Annotated in this window: 14 protein-coding genes (1 of these 14 cut by a window edge); 6 read left to right on the forward strand and 8 right to left on the reverse strand. The window is 73.1% G+C overall.

The window, feature by feature from the left end:
• Window positions 1-8: 8 nt before the first annotated feature.
• The gene (locus tag J2S41_RS05705) at window positions 9-722 is read right to left on the reverse strand and encodes a carbon-nitrogen hydrolase family protein (protein ID WP_310363951.1); all 714 of its coding nucleotides are present in this window, start codon (window positions 720-722) and stop codon (window positions 9-11) included.
• A complete protein-coding gene (locus tag J2S41_RS05710) occupies window positions 719-1,858 on the reverse strand; it encodes a cytochrome P450 (RefSeq protein ID WP_310363954.1) in 1,140 nt (379 codons plus the stop codon). Before J2S41_RS05710 ends, J2S41_RS05705 begins: the two co-directional genes overlap by 4 nt.
• A 276-nt stretch (window positions 1,859-2,134) precedes the next feature.
• Here J2S41_RS05710 and J2S41_RS05715 point away from each other — a divergent pair, with 276 nt between their 5' ends.
• Both J2S41_RS05715 and J2S41_RS05720 read left to right on the forward strand, forming a co-directional pair.
• Window positions 2,135-2,911, forward strand: a complete 777-nt coding sequence (locus J2S41_RS05715) for an SAM-dependent methyltransferase (RefSeq protein WP_310363958.1) — start codon at window positions 2,135-2,137, stop codon at window positions 2,909-2,911.
• A gap of 110 nt (window positions 2,912-3,021) precedes the next feature.
• On the forward strand, window positions 3,022-4,704 hold the full coding sequence (locus tag J2S41_RS05720) for a putative bifunctional diguanylate cyclase/phosphodiesterase (RefSeq protein WP_310363960.1): 1,683 nt from the start codon (window positions 3,022-3,024) through the stop codon (window positions 4,702-4,704).
• 82 nt (window positions 4,705-4,786) lie between these two features.
• Here J2S41_RS05720 and J2S41_RS05725 read toward each other — a convergent pair whose 3' ends face one another.
• The 3 genes from J2S41_RS05725 to J2S41_RS05735 are packed head-to-tail and all read right to left on the reverse strand — an operon-like array spanning window position 4,787 to window position 8,160.
• Entirely contained in the window at window positions 4,787-6,208 is a 1,422-nt protein-coding gene (locus J2S41_RS05725) for an ATP-binding protein (protein WP_310363962.1), read from the reverse strand.
• Window positions 6,205-7,863 carry an NAD(P)/FAD-dependent oxidoreductase gene (locus tag J2S41_RS05730; protein ID WP_310363965.1) on the reverse strand — a complete coding sequence of 553 codons (1,659 nt, stop codon included), beginning with the start codon at window positions 7,861-7,863 and terminating at the stop codon, window positions 6,205-6,207. The genes J2S41_RS05725 and J2S41_RS05730 overlap by 4 nt, the downstream gene beginning before the upstream one ends.
• A gap of 33 nt (window positions 7,864-7,896) precedes the next feature.
• Window positions 7,897-8,160 (reverse strand): UBP-type zinc finger domain-containing protein, encoded by a 264-nt coding sequence (locus tag J2S41_RS05735; protein ID WP_310363970.1) that lies wholly within the window; start codon window positions 8,158-8,160, stop codon window positions 7,897-7,899.
• A gap of 96 nt (window positions 8,161-8,256) precedes the next feature.
• Here J2S41_RS05735 and J2S41_RS05740 point away from each other — a divergent pair, with 96 nt between their 5' ends.
• Together J2S41_RS05740 and J2S41_RS05745 are read left to right on the forward strand one after the other, a co-directional pair.
• Window positions 8,257-8,721, forward strand: a complete 465-nt coding sequence (locus tag J2S41_RS05740) for a DUF5709 domain-containing protein (RefSeq protein ID WP_310363973.1) — start codon at window positions 8,257-8,259, stop codon at window positions 8,719-8,721.
• A gap of 9 nt (window positions 8,722-8,730) precedes the next feature.
• Window positions 8,731-9,372, forward strand: a complete 642-nt coding sequence (locus J2S41_RS05745) for a DUF1707 SHOCT-like domain-containing protein (RefSeq protein WP_310363976.1) — start codon at window positions 8,731-8,733, stop codon at window positions 9,370-9,372.
• Window positions 9,373-9,450: 78 nt separating this feature from the next.
• Here the strand turns inward: J2S41_RS05745 and J2S41_RS05750 are convergent, their stop codons facing one another.
• Window positions 9,451-10,260 carry a zf-HC2 domain-containing protein gene (locus J2S41_RS05750; protein ID WP_310363978.1) on the reverse strand — a complete coding sequence of 270 codons (810 nt, stop codon included), beginning with the start codon at window positions 10,258-10,260 and terminating at the stop codon, window positions 9,451-9,453.
• A gap of 116 nt (window positions 10,261-10,376) precedes the next feature.
• Here J2S41_RS05750 and J2S41_RS05755 point away from each other — a divergent pair, with 116 nt between their 5' ends.
• Window positions 10,377-10,943: a sigma-70 family RNA polymerase sigma factor gene (locus J2S41_RS05755; protein WP_310363981.1), complete on the forward strand. Its 567-nt coding sequence runs from the start codon at window positions 10,377-10,379 to the stop codon at window positions 10,941-10,943.
• 44 nt (window positions 10,944-10,987) lie between these two features.
• Here the strand turns inward: J2S41_RS05755 and J2S41_RS05760 are convergent, their stop codons facing one another.
• Together J2S41_RS05760 and J2S41_RS05765 are read right to left on the reverse strand one after the other, a co-directional pair.
• Window positions 10,988-11,521, reverse strand: a complete 534-nt coding sequence (locus tag J2S41_RS05760; RefSeq protein ID WP_310363984.1) for a GAF domain-containing protein — start codon at window positions 11,519-11,521, stop codon at window positions 10,988-10,990.
• A gap of 130 nt (window positions 11,522-11,651) precedes the next feature.
• Window positions 11,652-12,089: a YdeI/OmpD-associated family protein gene (locus J2S41_RS05765; RefSeq protein WP_310363988.1), complete on the reverse strand. Its 438-nt coding sequence runs from the start codon at window positions 12,087-12,089 to the stop codon at window positions 11,652-11,654.
• A gap of 184 nt (window positions 12,090-12,273) precedes the next feature.
• On the opposite strand from J2S41_RS05765, the gene tyrS reads away from it, so the two are divergent.
• Window positions 12,274-13,357, forward strand: partial view of a tyrosine--tRNA ligase gene (gene tyrS, locus J2S41_RS05770; RefSeq protein ID WP_310363991.1) — the 5' portion only. Its footprint extends 206 nt past the window's final position; the window shows 1,084 of its 1,290 coding nt (coding positions 1-1,084); it begins with the start codon at window positions 12,274-12,276; its stop codon lies off the right edge, out of view.

A 13,357-nucleotide genomic window follows, 5' to 3' on the forward strand; every position in this document is an offset into this window, starting at 1 on the left:
AACATCCGTTAACCAGCACATTCAACCGGGTGAATGGCAAGATCGCCTGGTAGCGGGCCCGCCTCGGCCACCACGCGACCGTCCGGCGCCCAGATCGTGGAGTGCCCGGCCGCCTCCGTGAAGCCGAACCCGGTGCCGCCCGCGAAGCTCGCGAACGCCACCCAGACGCCGTGCTCCGCCGCGATCCGCCGGGCCCGCTCGCCGTGCACGTGCCGCTCGTGCGCGTGATCCAGCACGCCCGCCAGGTACGCGTCGATGCCGAGCGCGGCCGTGCGCGCGGCCTGCTCCGGCACGCCGGTGTCCTTGCACACGGCCAGGCCCAGCCGCACGCCGTCCACCGTCACCGCGGCCGGCTCGTCCCCCGGCGTCATGAACTCCGGCTCCGCCCCACCGACGAACATCTTCCGGTACGCCACCCGCGCGCCCGTCCCGTCGACCGCCAGCACGCCGATGTGCTTCCCGGCCGCCGTGCCCACCGGCGCGCCCGCCAGCGCCAGCGCGCCGGTCTCCGCGCACGCCTCGACCAGCGGCGCCAGCCGGGGATCGCCGGGCGACAGCGGGGGAGCGTCCAACTCGTACCCGGTGAGCGACATCTCCGGGAAGACCACCACCCGGGCCCCCTCGGCCCGCCGCACCAGGTCCGCGTGGGCCCGTGCGTTGGCCGCCACGTCCCGCGCCACACACTCCGGCTGCGCGACCGCCAGCCGTACCGTCCTCGTCATCTGCGCACCATGATCCTCTCGTAGGCCCGGAGTACGAACGTCGGCCGCCGCACCGGCTCCTCGGCCGGTTCCAGCGGCTCGTCCAGCAGCGCGGCCAGCCCCGCCCGCAGCTCCAGCCGGGCCAGCGGCGCGCCCAGGCAGAAGTGCAGGCCGGCACCGAAGCCGACGTGCGGATTCGGGTCGCGCCCCACGTCGAGGCGGTCCGGCGCGGCGAACACGGCCGGGTCCCGGTTCGCGGCGCCGAGCAGCGCGCCGATCCGCCCGCCGGCCGGCACGGTCACGCCGCCGACCGCCACGTCCTCGATCGCGGTGCGGACGAACAGGTGCAGCGGCGGGTCGTACCGGATCGTCTCCTCCACCGCGGACGGGATCAGCGACCGGTCCGCGCGCAGCCGCGCCAACTGGTCCGGATGCCGCCACAGTGCTACCCACCCGCCGCCGAGCGCGTTCACCGAGGCCTCGTGGCCCGCGTTGAGCAGCAGGATGGCGGACGCCACCAGCTCGTCCCCGGTCAGCTCCACCGCGGTCAGGTGCGTGATCAGATCCTCGGCCGGGCGCCGTCGCCGCTCGTCGGCGAGCGCGCGCAGATAGTCGGCGAAGGCGGCCGACGCGGTCAGCGCCGCGGCCTCGTCCGCCGGCGTGCGCGACGGCTCGTACATCCGCACGATCGCGGCCGACCACGGCCGCAACAGGTGCCGGTCCGCGCGCGGCACCCCCAGCAGGTCCGCGATCACGTCCACCGCCAGCGGCTCCGCCACGTCCGCCAGCAGGTCGAACTCGTCACCCGCGGCGCGGAGCAGCTCGGCCGCGCGCGCCGCGATCGCCGGCTCCAGCCGCGCCACGTGCCCACGCGCGAACGCGGACGCCACCAGCGACCGCAGCCGGGTGTGCGCCGGCGGCTCGTTCTCCATCATCTGATTCCGATGAAGCAGGTTGAACGCGGCATATCGGTCCGCGGGCTCCCGGTCCCGCCAGATCCGCCCGAGCCGCCGGTCCCGCAGCACGGTCCGTACCGTCGCGTGGCTCGCCGCCAGCCACATGTCCTCGTGCCACACCACCGGCCCGCGTTCGCGCAGCTCCGCCAGGACCGGATACGGATTCCTGATCAGCTCCGGATCCGCGAAGTCGATCACCATCGTTCTACCCTATGGCCCATGCCCGCGATCACCATGGCCGAAGGCGGCGGCCGGTCGGTGCGGGGCCGGCCTCGCCGCGCGGGCCCGCCGCGATCCGGCCCTGCACGATGCTCGGCCGCGGCGGCGGGTCGAACCCGCCGCCCGCACCGGCCACGATCACGGAACGCGCGGCGGCGGCACCGTCATCGACACGGCGCGAATCCCATCAACGATCGAATGGGCATTCGAGTTACGTACCTTGACCGGTGGCACAGCGTCCGGAAGGGTCGGAAGGCTATGAGGGAGCTTCCCGATCGGGTGCCGGACGGAGTGGACTTCTCCGTGCCGAACGCCGCGCGGATATATGACCACGCACTGGGCGGATATCACAACTTTGCGATAGACCGCGAATTCTGGCGGACCGCGGAGGAACTGGTCCCGGGCGCGCGCGGCATCGCGCACGCGCACCGCGCGTTCCTCGGCCGGGCCGTGCGTGAGCTGGCCGCCCTGGGCATCCGCCAGTTCCTGGATCTCGGCTCCGGCCTGCCGACGCTCGGCAACGTGCACGAGGCGGCCCGGGACGCCGACCCGGGCGCCCGGGTGATCTACGTGGACAACGACGCGGCCACCGTGGTGCAGGGACGTGCGCTGCTGGAACGCGAGCCCCGGGTGCGCGTCATCGAGGGTGACCTGCGCCGGCCGGAGGACGTGCTATACCACCCGGAGGTGCTCGATCTGCTGGACTTCGCGGAGCCGGTCGCGGTGCTGCTGGTGGACGTGCTGCACCTGGTGCCGGACGCGGACCGGCCCGCGGAGATCGTCGCGCGGCTGGGTGAGGCGTGCGTCTCCGGCAGTCACGTGGTGCTCTCGCACCAGGCGCCGGACCCGGAGCACGCGGGGCTGCCGTACCCGATGACGGTCTTTCCGCGTACCGCCGGCGAGCTCTCCGCGATATTGGGGGATTTCGACATCGTCGATCCCGGAGTGGTGCCGGCGACCGATTGGCGTCCCGATCCGCTGGCGGCCGAGACGTCACGGCCGAGCGCGCTCGCGGCCGTCGCCCGAAAACGGTGAAAAAAGCGTCCGTGCAAAAACCGGGTGTGGATTTCCGAATGCGCGAGCGGCCATAATCGCTGACGCGACACCTCAACCCTCACGAGGATCGCGCGCGGAAAGGTCGGCTCATGTGGCAATCCGATGAGGCGGCGGATGTCGTCCGCCTCGCGCACGCGTGGATGCGTGCGATCTCGGCCGTCACGTTCGTGCCCGGGCCGCGCCGCCGCGCGCTCGACCTGATCGAGTCGTTCACGGTCCGGCTGGCCGACGCGCTCGCGGAGGACCCGTTCGACGCCGAGGCCGGCTACCGCGTGGGGGAGGAACTCGTCGACGCGCGGATGGCCGCGCCGGCCGTGCTCGGCGAGACACTGGCCGTGCTCACGCCCGGGCTGCTGGCCCGCACGGACGCGCCGTCCCGGGTCGGCGCGCTGCTCGGCCGGCTCGCCACCGGGTTCACCGGCACGCTGCGCGAGCGCGGCGCGGACGCGACGGACTGCCTGCGCCGCGCGCTGGAGGCGACCCGGCGCCGCGAGGAGGCCGGCATCCAGCGCCGGCTGCGGAACACGCTGCTGTACGACCCGCTCACCGGCCTGCCGAACCGGTCGAAGTTGCTGGACGGCCTCGCCGCGGTGATCGGCAACGCGCTGCCCGGCGAGCGCGTCGGCCTCTGCCTGCTGGAGCTGGACCGGTTCGCCGCGGTCGTCGACACCATGGGCCACGAGCGCGGCGACGACCTGCTGCGCCTGGTCGCGCAGCGGCTGCGCGCGGTCGCCCACCGCCACCACTACTTCCTGCACCACCCCGGCGAGGACCGGTTCGCCGCGGTGATCACCGGCACCGGCGGGCCGAACGATCTGATCAAGGCCGCCGACCTGCTGCTGCGCGCGCTGCCGAATCCGTACGTGGTGGACGGCCACGCCATGCCGATCTCCGGCCGGGCGGGCATCGCCGAGACCACGGCCGCGGACACCACCCCCGAGTCACTGCTGCGCTCCGCCACGATCGCGCTCGGCTGGGCCACCCACGACGACGCGGGCCCGGTCGCGGTCTTCGACCCGGACCGTGGCGCCACCGACATCCGCCGGCACCGGCTGACCGCGGCCATGCCGGGCGCGCTCGACGACGGCCAATTCCTGCTGCACTATCAGCCGCTCGTGGACCTGCTCGACCGCCGGACCGCCGGGGTGGAGGCGCTGGCCCGCTGGCGGCTGCCGGCCACCGGGCTGGTCCCGCCCGGCGAGTTCATCCACCTGGCCGAGCGGACCGGGCTGATCAACGCGCTGGGCATGCGCCTGCTGGAGGCGGCCTGCGCGCGCGGTGCGGAGTGGCACCCGGCCGGCGTGTTCGTCAGCGTCAACCTGTCACCGGTGCAGTTGTCCGATCCGGGCCTGGTCGCCATGGTCGCGGCCGCGCTGGACCGGACCGGCCTGCTCCCGTCCCGCCTGCAGCTGGAGGTGACCGGCAGCGCCCCGCTGACCGGGCACCACGACACGCTGCGCGGCCTCGCCGACCTGGGTGTCCGGCTGGCCGTCGACGACTTCGGCGCCGGGTCCGCCAGCGTGGCCGACCTGGCCGGGCTGCCGTTCTCCGCGGTCAAGCTGGCGCCGCGGTTCCTCCGCGACCTGGACGACCCGACGCTGCTCGCCGGCGTCATCCGGCTCTGCCACGACCTGGGCATCACGGTCACCGCGGTCGGCGTCGAGACCGACGAGCAGGCCGCCGTGCTCCGCCGCCTCGCCTGCGACCTCGGCCAGGGCTTCCGCTTCGCCCGCCCGGTTCCCGCGTCGGACATCACCCGCATGCTCGGGTAAGACGACGAGATCCGGACCCGGACACGCTGCCGCGCGCCGCGTGGCGCAGGCCGGCCGCGGCCCCGGGAGAGCCGCGGCCGGCTCAGGCCGGCTGGGGCCGGGGCGTGATCGGCAGGTACACCCGGAACCGCGTCTCGCCCGGCTTCGACGTCACGCGGATGTCGCCGCCGTGCTTGTTGACCACGATCCGGTACGAGATGTCCAGCCCTAGCCCGGTGCCCTCGCCCACCGGCTTCGTGGTGAAGAACGGCTCGAAGATCCGGCTGAGGTTCTCCGGCGGGATGCCGTGCCCGGTGTCGCCGACCTCGACGACCACGCAGTCGGCCTCCCGCTCGGTCCGGATGGTCAGCGTCCCGCTCTCGCCCATCGCGCCGATCGCGTTGTCCAGCAGGTTCGTCCAGACCTGATTCAGCTCCGCCGCGTAGGCCGGGATCGGCGGCAGCGTCTTGTCCACGTCCTTGACGATCGTCACGCCCGGCGGGATCTTCGACTTGATCATCGTCATGGTGGCCCAGAGCAACTCGTGCACGTCCACCGTCTGGTACGGCGCACGGTCCAGCTGCGAGTACTGCTTGGTGGCCTTGACCAGCCCGGAGATCCGCCGGACCGCGTCGTCGATCTCCTTCATCAGCAGCTCGGTGTCGACCGTGTACGTGATGTACCGGATCGCCAGCTCCGCGTAGTCGTCGCCGACCGCCGCGGTCACCCGGGACAGCCAGTCCGCGTCCAGCCCGCCCGCGACCAGCGTGCCCGCGAGGTCCCAGCCGCCCTCCACGCCGTGCTCGTCCAGCCAGTCGCCGAGCTCGTCCTCCGCGTCCGACGTGGCCAGCGGCGACATCTCCTCCGCGTGCGCGGCCCGCTTGACCGCGTCGTCCTGGAACCGCACCAGCTCGTGCAGCCGCGACCCGTCCAGCCGCCCGTCCGCGATCCGCGCCAGCTTGTCCCGCATGCCGGCGACCCGGCCGCGCAGCGCCTCGGTCGCCCGGACCGCGGCCGCGGCCGGATTGTTCAGCTCGTGGGTCAGGCCGGCGGAGAGCGCGCCGAGCGCGAGCAGCCGCTGCCGCTCGCCGACCACGGTGCTGACCGCGCGCTGGCCGACGAACAGACCCTCCAGCAGGTGCACGGCCATCGGGAACCAGTCGCGCATGATGCCGGCGAACGTCTCCGCGGGCAGCACCCACAGTCGCAGGTCGGTGACCGCGTGCATGCTGTGCGGGTACGTGTGCTCGCTCGTCTCGCCCACGTACGCCCGGGTGGCTCCCCCGTACGACCCGCGCTGGTCGCTCCGGGCGAACTCGACCCGGTCGCCGTTCACCAGCGCGCTCAGCGAGACCGTGCCCTCCAGCAGCACGTAGAAGCAGGTCGCCGGCTCCCCCTCGCGGAACACCGTGTCGCCCGCGGACGCGGTCTCGATGGTGCCGTTCTCCGCCAGCCAGGCCAGCTTCTCGTCGTCCAGCTTCTCGAACAGGAACAGCCCGCGCAGTTCCCCGGCCGTCAGCTTCACTGCGCCTCCAGGTATCGGTGGATCACGGAGACGGCCATCGCGCCCTCGCCGACCGCGGACGCCACCCGCTTCACCGATTCCGCGCGCACGTCACCGGCCGCGAACACGCCCGGCATGCTGCACTCCAGGTGGTACGGATCGCGCGGCAGCGTCCAGCCGTGCGGCCGCTGCCCGTCCGTGATCAGCGACGGGCCGGTCACGATGTAGCCGCGATCGTCGCGGGCGACCGCGCCGTCCAGCCAGTCGGTGCGCGGCTCCGCGCCGATGAAGATGAACATCCACGACGTCTCCACGGTACGCGTCTCGCCGCTCGGCAGGTCGCGCAGCGTGAGCCGCTCCAGGTGCTCGTCCCCCTCGGCCCCGATCACCTCGGTGCACGGGTGCACCACGATCCCGTCGTTGCCCTGGATCTGCTCGATCAGGTAGCTCGACATCGACCGGGTCAGGTCGGGCGCCCGGATCACCATGTGCACGCGGGACGCGTACCGGGAGAAGTAGAGCGCGGCCTGGCCGGCCGAGTTCGCCCCGCCCACGATGTAGACGTCGCTGCCCGTGCAGGACGGCGCCTCGGTCGCGGCGGAGCCGTAGAACACGCCCCGCCCGGTCAGCTCGCGCAGGCCGGGCGCGTCCAGCAGCCGGTACGACACGCCGGTCGCCAGCACCACGGTGTGCGCCGCGATCTTCGTACCGTCGCTGAAGCGCAGCACCCGGGTCGGCCCGGCCGCCTCCAGCCCGGTCACCTCGCGCGTGCTGAGCAGCTCCGCGCCGAACTTCAGCGCCTGCCGCCGCGCCCGGTCGGTCAGCTGCGCGCCGGATACCCCGTCCGGGAAGCCCAGGTAGTTCTCGATCCGGCTGGACTGGCCGGCCTGACCGCCGGTGGCCCGCTGCTCGATCAGCACCGTGCGCAGCCCCTCGGACGCGCCGTACACGGCCGCGCCCAGCCCGGCCGGCCCGGCACCGACCACGACCAGATCGTAGAAGTCCGACGCCGGCGTGGTGGACAGGCCCACGCTGCCGGCCAGCTCCGCGGTGGACGGCTTGACCAGCGCCTTGCCCTCCGGCGTGATCACGATCGGCACGTCGTCCTCGGTCGCGCCCGCGGCCGTCAGCAGCCGCTTGCCCTCCGGGTCGTCGCACAGGTGCCACCGGTACGGCACCAGGTTCCGCGCCAGGAAGTCCCGCACCTTGAACGAGGGCTCCGACCAGCGATGGCCGATCACGCGCGTCTCGGTCGACGCGGCCTCCGGCGTCGCCAGCCACGCCTCCAGCAGGCTGTCCAGCACCGGGTAGAGCTTCTCCTCCGGCGGGTCCCACGGCTTGAGCAGATAGTGGTCCAGATCCACGATGTTGATCGCGTCGATCGCGGCGCTGGTGTCCGCGTACGCCGTGAGCAGCACCCGCCGGGCCCGCGGGAACAGGTCCATCGCCTGCTCCAGGAACTGGATGCCGTTCATGTGCGGCATGCGGTAGTCGGCCAGCAGCACCGCGACCTGCTCGCCGCGCAGCTTCAGCTCGCGCAGCGCGTCCAGCGCGGACTCGCCGGAATCGGCGCGGACCACGCGATAGCGGTCACCGAACCGGCGCCGGATGTCGCGGGCCACGGCCCGGGACACCGCCGGGTCGTCGTCCACGGTCAGGATCGCGGAGTTCACCATGCGCTCATCCCAGCATCCGAAGGTTACGAGGGCTCACTTCTGCGCCCCGACCTGGTCGACGAAACACCAACGCCAGGTCTCGCCCGGCTCGATGGACTTCATGACCGGGTGCGCGGTGGCGTGGAAGTGCGCGGTGGCGTGCTTGCCCGGTGACGAGTCGCAACAGCCCACGTGCCCACAGGTGAGGCATTCGCGGAGGTGGACCCAGTCGTGCCGGCCGTTGGCGAGGCAGTCCTGGCACCCTTCGTCGCTCTGCGGCGGCGGAACGGCGGCCTGCGCGAGGTGTTCACACTTCAACGAGACTCTCCCCGAGTGAGACGTTTTCCCGCCAAGTCTGCCCGCCGCCGCCTCCGGCCGCCATATGCCAGATCACGCATGGGTACGCTGGCCGCCATGACCGATGGACCCACCCAGGAGCAGGCCGACCGGGAGCTGTGGCTGCCGGAGAACGACGAGGGTCAGCTCTCCGCCGACGACACGCTCAGCGACCGCGGCCTCGACGACGATCTGGACGAGGGTTACAGCCCGCCGGAGCGCTACCGGGGCGCCACCGCGTTCGGCGTGACCGCGGAGGAGGCCCGGCAGGGCGAGTCGCTCGACGACCGGCTCCGCCAGGAGGTCCCGGACTCCTCCGGCGACGAGCCGAGCCGGGACGCGCTCGACGACGGCGAGGGCGAGGAGTCCGACGAGTTCTACGACGCGGCCGAGACCGGTGACCGCCGCGCCGGCCGCCTGGTCGCCCCGGACGAGGGCGCCGGCGAGGACACCGAGGACGAGTCGTGGGGCAGCGACGTCGGCATCGACGGCGGCGCGGCATCCGCCGAAGAGGCGGCTGTCCACATTGTCGACAACCCGTAGGCTCGCGGTGTGAGCGACCTCCTGCCCGAGCCGGTCGACCCCCGGCAGCTGCGCGCCTCCGACACCGACCGTGAGCGGGTGGCGGAGGTGCTGCGCGCCGCCGCCTCCGACGGGCGCATCGACCTGCACGAGCTGGACGAGCGGCTGGGCCGCGTCTATTCGGCCCGCACGTACGGCGAGCTGGAGCCGCTGACCCGCGACCTGCCGCTGGTCGTGGCCACCCCGGCGAACACGGTGCCGGACGGCGATGTGCCCGCCTCGCGCGGCGGGCTGGCGCTGATGAGCCAGTTCGTCCGGCGCGGCCGGTGGGCGGTCGGCCGCACGTTCACCTGCCTGTCGTTCTGGGGCGGCGGCGTGATCGACCTGCGCGACGCGTACTTCGCCGAGGGCAGCACCCGGATCACCGCGGTCGCCGTCATGGGCGGCGTCGAGGTGATCGTCCCCGAGGACGCGAACGTGCACGTCACCGGCCTGGCCGTGATGGGCGGCTTCGACCACGGGGCGAACGGCGCGGGCGCGCCCGGCGCGCCGACCGTGGTGATCGGCGGGCTCGCGTTCTGGGGCGGCGTGACCATCAAGCGCCGGCCCTCCGACGCCGAACTCAAGCGCCGCAAGCAGGAGAAGAAGCGCCTGAAGGGCCAATCCTCGTAGTCGCCGGCGGTCCCGCGACCGGCACGCTCCCGCGCACGGCCGGCCAGGTCCGTCCCGCCCGGGAAACCGGTGGGCCGGTCAGGCCGCGCGGGCGTCCGTGGACGCCGACGCGGAGGCCATGGCCGCGCCGCCGGGGAGCACCCGCAGCCGGCCCGGGGCGCCGGCGGCCGGCGAGTCCGGGTCGGTGTCCAGCGAGAGGCGCCAGCGGGAGCCGCCGTCGCGGCGGCCGGCCGGCGGCTCGCCCGGCTCCGGCGCGGTCCGGGTCAGCGCCACCACCACGAGGTACCCGGCCAGCACCAGCCCGTGGCTGAGCAGCCGCACCGGCTCGACCCGGCCCGCGACCAGGTCGCCGGCCGAGAGCAGCACCAGCACGGAGACGAACACGGTCAGCGTGGGCAGGATGCCGCTCGGCCGGCCACGGCGCATCGCGATCCAGGCGAAGCCGGCACCGAGCGCCAGGTTCCACGCGGCGGACTCGTTGAGCAGATGGTTCGCGCTGGCGCCGCCGACGCCGGTGTGCAGGTGCTGGACCGCGGCGATGCCGGTGATCTGCGCGACGCCGAGCACGAACTGCCCGGCGCCGAGCAGCCCGAGCAGCACCCGCAGGGCCGGCACCGGCGACCGGCGGACCGCGGCCGGGAGCGTCGGCATCCGGAACCGGCGGCGCGGCGCGGGCAGCGCGTCCAGCACCGAATCGTCCACGCCCGCGAACGTGCCGCCACCGCCGGACAGCGCGGCCATCCGGGTCACCAGCGCGGCGTCCTCCGCGTACGCCCGGCAGTCCGCGCACCCGTCCAGGTGCCGGTCCAGCGCGTCACCCGGCCCGATCTCCTCGCCGTCGAGGCGCGCGGAGATCGCATCCCGGAACGTCTCGCATCCGCCGCCCATGTCCCACCGTCCCTCAGCGCCGCCCTGGCCCGTCCACCTCCATAGTCGCGCACGCCCGGTGGGAAGTTCCCGTCGCGGTGCGGACGCGCCCGGCCGGACCGGGTAGCCTGCCAGCCATGCATACCAGCGGGCCGGACGAGGCGGAGCTCACCACCTGGGCGCTGCGCGCCGGCAAGGGCGACCGGGCGGCCGCGTCCGACTTCGTCCGCGCCACCCAGCAGGGCGTGCACCGCTTCCTCGCGCACCTGGTCAGCCCCGGCGAGGCGGAGGATCTCGCCCAGGAGACCTACCTGCGGGCGATGCGCGCGCTGCCGTCCTTCGCGGCCCGCTCGTCCGCGCGGACCTGGCTGCTGGCGATCGCGCGCCGCGTCGCCGCCGACCACATCCGGTCCGTGGTCGCCCGCCCGCGTACCGCCGCGCTGGAGAACTGGGAGCTCGCCGCGGACGCGGCGGCACCGGCCGCGGACGTGGCCGACGGCGTGGTCCTCGACCACCTGCTGCGCGGCCTCGACCCGGAGCGGCGCGAGGCGTTCGTCGCCACCCAGGTGCTCGGCCTCAGCTACCAGGAGGCGGCCGAGGTGTGCGGCTGCCCGATCGGCACGATCCGCTCCCGGGTGGCGCGCGCCCGGGAGGACCTGGTGGCCGCGCTCGGCGCCCGCCGCTCCGCGCACCGCGCCGGCTAGGGCACGCCGCAGGCCGGCGAAGATCCGCCAGACACGCCCTCGCCCTATGCTCCGGCGACCGCGCCCCTGATCGCCATCAGCCGCAGTTCGAGTTCGTCCGCGACGATCTCGGCGAGGTATTCCAGCGACCGCAGCTGTTTGTGCTCCGGGTCGCGCGGCCTCTTGTCGATCACGTTGACCGTGCCGAGGCGGAAACCGTCACGGGTACGGATCGGCGCCGCCGCGTAGAACCGCAGTTTCAGTTCGCCGGTGACCAGCGGGTGGGCGACGGTCCGCGGATCGGTGGCCGCGTCGCGCACCACGTAGACGCCGTCGTGGCCGATGGCGGACGCGCACAGCCCCGGCTCCGCACCGATCTGGCGGACCGTGAGTCCGTAGCAGGCGGCCAGCCAGACCCGGTCCTCCTCCACCATGGTCACGGACGCTATCGGGGTGTCCAGGATGGTCGCCGCGATGTAGGCGATCCGCTCGTACGCCGGCTCCGCCGGCCGGTCGACCAGCTGGTAGCGGCGCACGGCGGCGAGCCGTCGCGCCTCTTCCGCGGGGGTGCTGTCGAGGTACTCGTAGGTGTCGACCACGGAAACCACCTATTGCTCGACGTCTATGGACCTGCGGATGCCCGTCTCACGCCGATGCTAGCGGCCGGGGTGAATGCGCGGAAAGTCGACATGAGGTTTCGCGTGCACATTGCATCCCGATACCGGTTCGTCAGGCGCGGAGCGTGTCGATCGTCTTGGCCACCCGCCGGGCCCGCGTCTCCGCCGTCTTCGCGTCCATGATCGGCAGCACCAGCGCGCGCTTCCGGCTGTACGACAGCGCCTCGAACGCGGCCCTGGCGTCCGGCGCGCCCGCCAGCGCGGCCGCCAGGTCGTCCGGGACCTCCACCTCGCGCGGCACGGAGTCCAGCTCGACCGTCACCGTGACCGTGTCGCCGGCGCTCACGCCCGCGCCCTTCCGGTGCTCCGCGCTCAGCGGCAGCATGAACACGCCGCCCATCACCGCGACCGTGCTCCGATAGCCGTACCCGTTGATCGTCACGCTGACCGGCGGCTTCTTGCCCGCGCCGAGCGCCTCCACCACCTCCTCCGGCACGCGCAGCCCGGTGGCCGACTTCCCGCTCAGCAGCACTTCCGTCGTGAACTCCATGAGCCAATATCAACACCGCGAACCCATCGGGGGGTACGGAACGCGCGTGTCGTGCTTCGGCACCTCTGCGGGCCGGGTACCCGCTCGTCCGTACCGGCTGATGTCGATTTTGAATGTGATCCTCGGTTGTGGTCGCGGCTTACCAGGTGGGAACCCGGACGGGTGATGGGGGACAATCTCCGGCGTGACGGACCGCAACGACGTCCCGGCCGTGGGCGAGGATCTCCTCGACGACCTGCGGTGGCGGGGGCTGATTCAAGACTCGACCGACCTCGACGAGCTGCGCGCGCGACTGGCCGCCGGGCCGGTGACGTACTACGTGGGCTTCGACCCGACCGCCGCCAGCCTGCACGTCGGCCACCTCGTGCAGGTGCTCACCGCGCGCCGCCTCCAGCTCGCCGGACACAACCCGCTGCTGCTGGTCGGCGGCGCCACCGGCCAGATCGGCGACCCGCGCGAGTCCAGCGAGCGCTCGCTGAACCCGCCGGAGGTGGTGGCCGGCTGGGTCGGGAAGATCCGCGACCAGCTCTCCCCGTTCATGAGCTTCACCGGTGACAACGCGGCCCGGATGGTCAACAACCTGGACTGGACCGGCCCGACCTCTGTGATCGACTTCCTGCGCGACGTCGGCAAGCACTTCCCGGTCAGCCGCATGCTCGCGCGCGAGGTGGTGAAGGCGCGGCTCGAGTCCGGCATCAGCTTCACCGAGTTCAGCTACCAGCTGCTCCAGGCCAACGACTTCTTCCAGCTTCACGAGCGGTACGGGTGCGCGCTCCAGTTCGGCGGCTCGGACCAGTGGGGCAACATCACCGCGGGCGTGGACTTCATCCGGCGGCGCGGCGGGGGACCGGTGCACGCGTTCACCACGCCGCTGGTCACCAAGGCGGACGGCACCAAGTTCGGCAAGTCCGAGGGCGGCGCGGTCTGGCTCGACGGCACCATGACCAGCCCGTACGCGTTCTACCAGTTCTGGCTCAACGCGGACGACCGGGACGTGAACAAGTACCTGCGCTTCTTCAGCTTCAAGCCGCGGGAGGACCTGCTCGCGCTGGAGGCCGCGACGGCGGAACGTCCCTTTGCGCGTGAGGCGCAGAAGGCGCTGGCGCTGGAGCTGACCACGCTGGTGCACGGGGAGGCCGAGGCGAGTGCGGCCGTCCAGGCATCGCTGGCGCTCTTCGGCCGCGGCGGTTCACTGACCGACCTGCCACCGGAGACGCTGCGCGCCGCGCTGGCCGAGGCCGGCCTGGTGCAGGTGAAGTCGCTGGGTA

The sequence above is a fragment of the Catenuloplanes atrovinosus genome (assembly GCF_031458235.1).
In the GTDB taxonomy this organism is placed as follows: Bacteria; Actinomycetota; Actinomycetes; order Mycobacteriales; family Micromonosporaceae; genus Catenuloplanes; species Catenuloplanes atrovinosus.

Bases quoted from the DNA above. Each gene is read 5' to 3' on its own strand.
- J2S41_RS05705 (WP_310363951.1), bottom strand. From the start codon at position 722: ATGACGAGGACGGTACGGCTGGCGGTCGCGCAGCCGGAGTGTGTGGCG.
- J2S41_RS05710 (WP_310363954.1), bottom strand. From the start codon at position 1,858: ATGGTGATCGACTTCGCGGATCCGGAGCTGATCAGGAATCCGTATCCG.
- J2S41_RS05715 (WP_310363958.1), top strand. From the start codon at position 2,135: ATGAGGGAGCTTCCCGATCGGGTGCCGGACGGAGTGGACTTCTCCGTG.
- J2S41_RS05720 (WP_310363960.1), top strand. From the start codon at position 3,022: ATGTGGCAATCCGATGAGGCGGCGGATGTCGTCCGCCTCGCGCACGCG.
- J2S41_RS05730 (WP_310363965.1), bottom strand. From the start codon at position 7,863: ATGGTGAACTCCGCGATCCTGACCGTGGACGACGACCCGGCGGTGTCC.
- J2S41_RS05740 (WP_310363973.1), top strand. From the start codon at position 8,257: ATGACCGATGGACCCACCCAGGAGCAGGCCGACCGGGAGCTGTGGCTG.
- J2S41_RS05750 (WP_310363978.1), bottom strand. From the start codon at position 10,260: ATGGGCGGCGGATGCGAGACGTTCCGGGATGCGATCTCCGCGCGCCTC.
- J2S41_RS05755 (WP_310363981.1), top strand. From the start codon at position 10,377: ATGCATACCAGCGGGCCGGACGAGGCGGAGCTCACCACCTGGGCGCTG.
- J2S41_RS05765 (WP_310363988.1), bottom strand. From the start codon at position 12,089: ATGGAGTTCACGACGGAAGTGCTGCTGAGCGGGAAGTCGGCCACCGGG.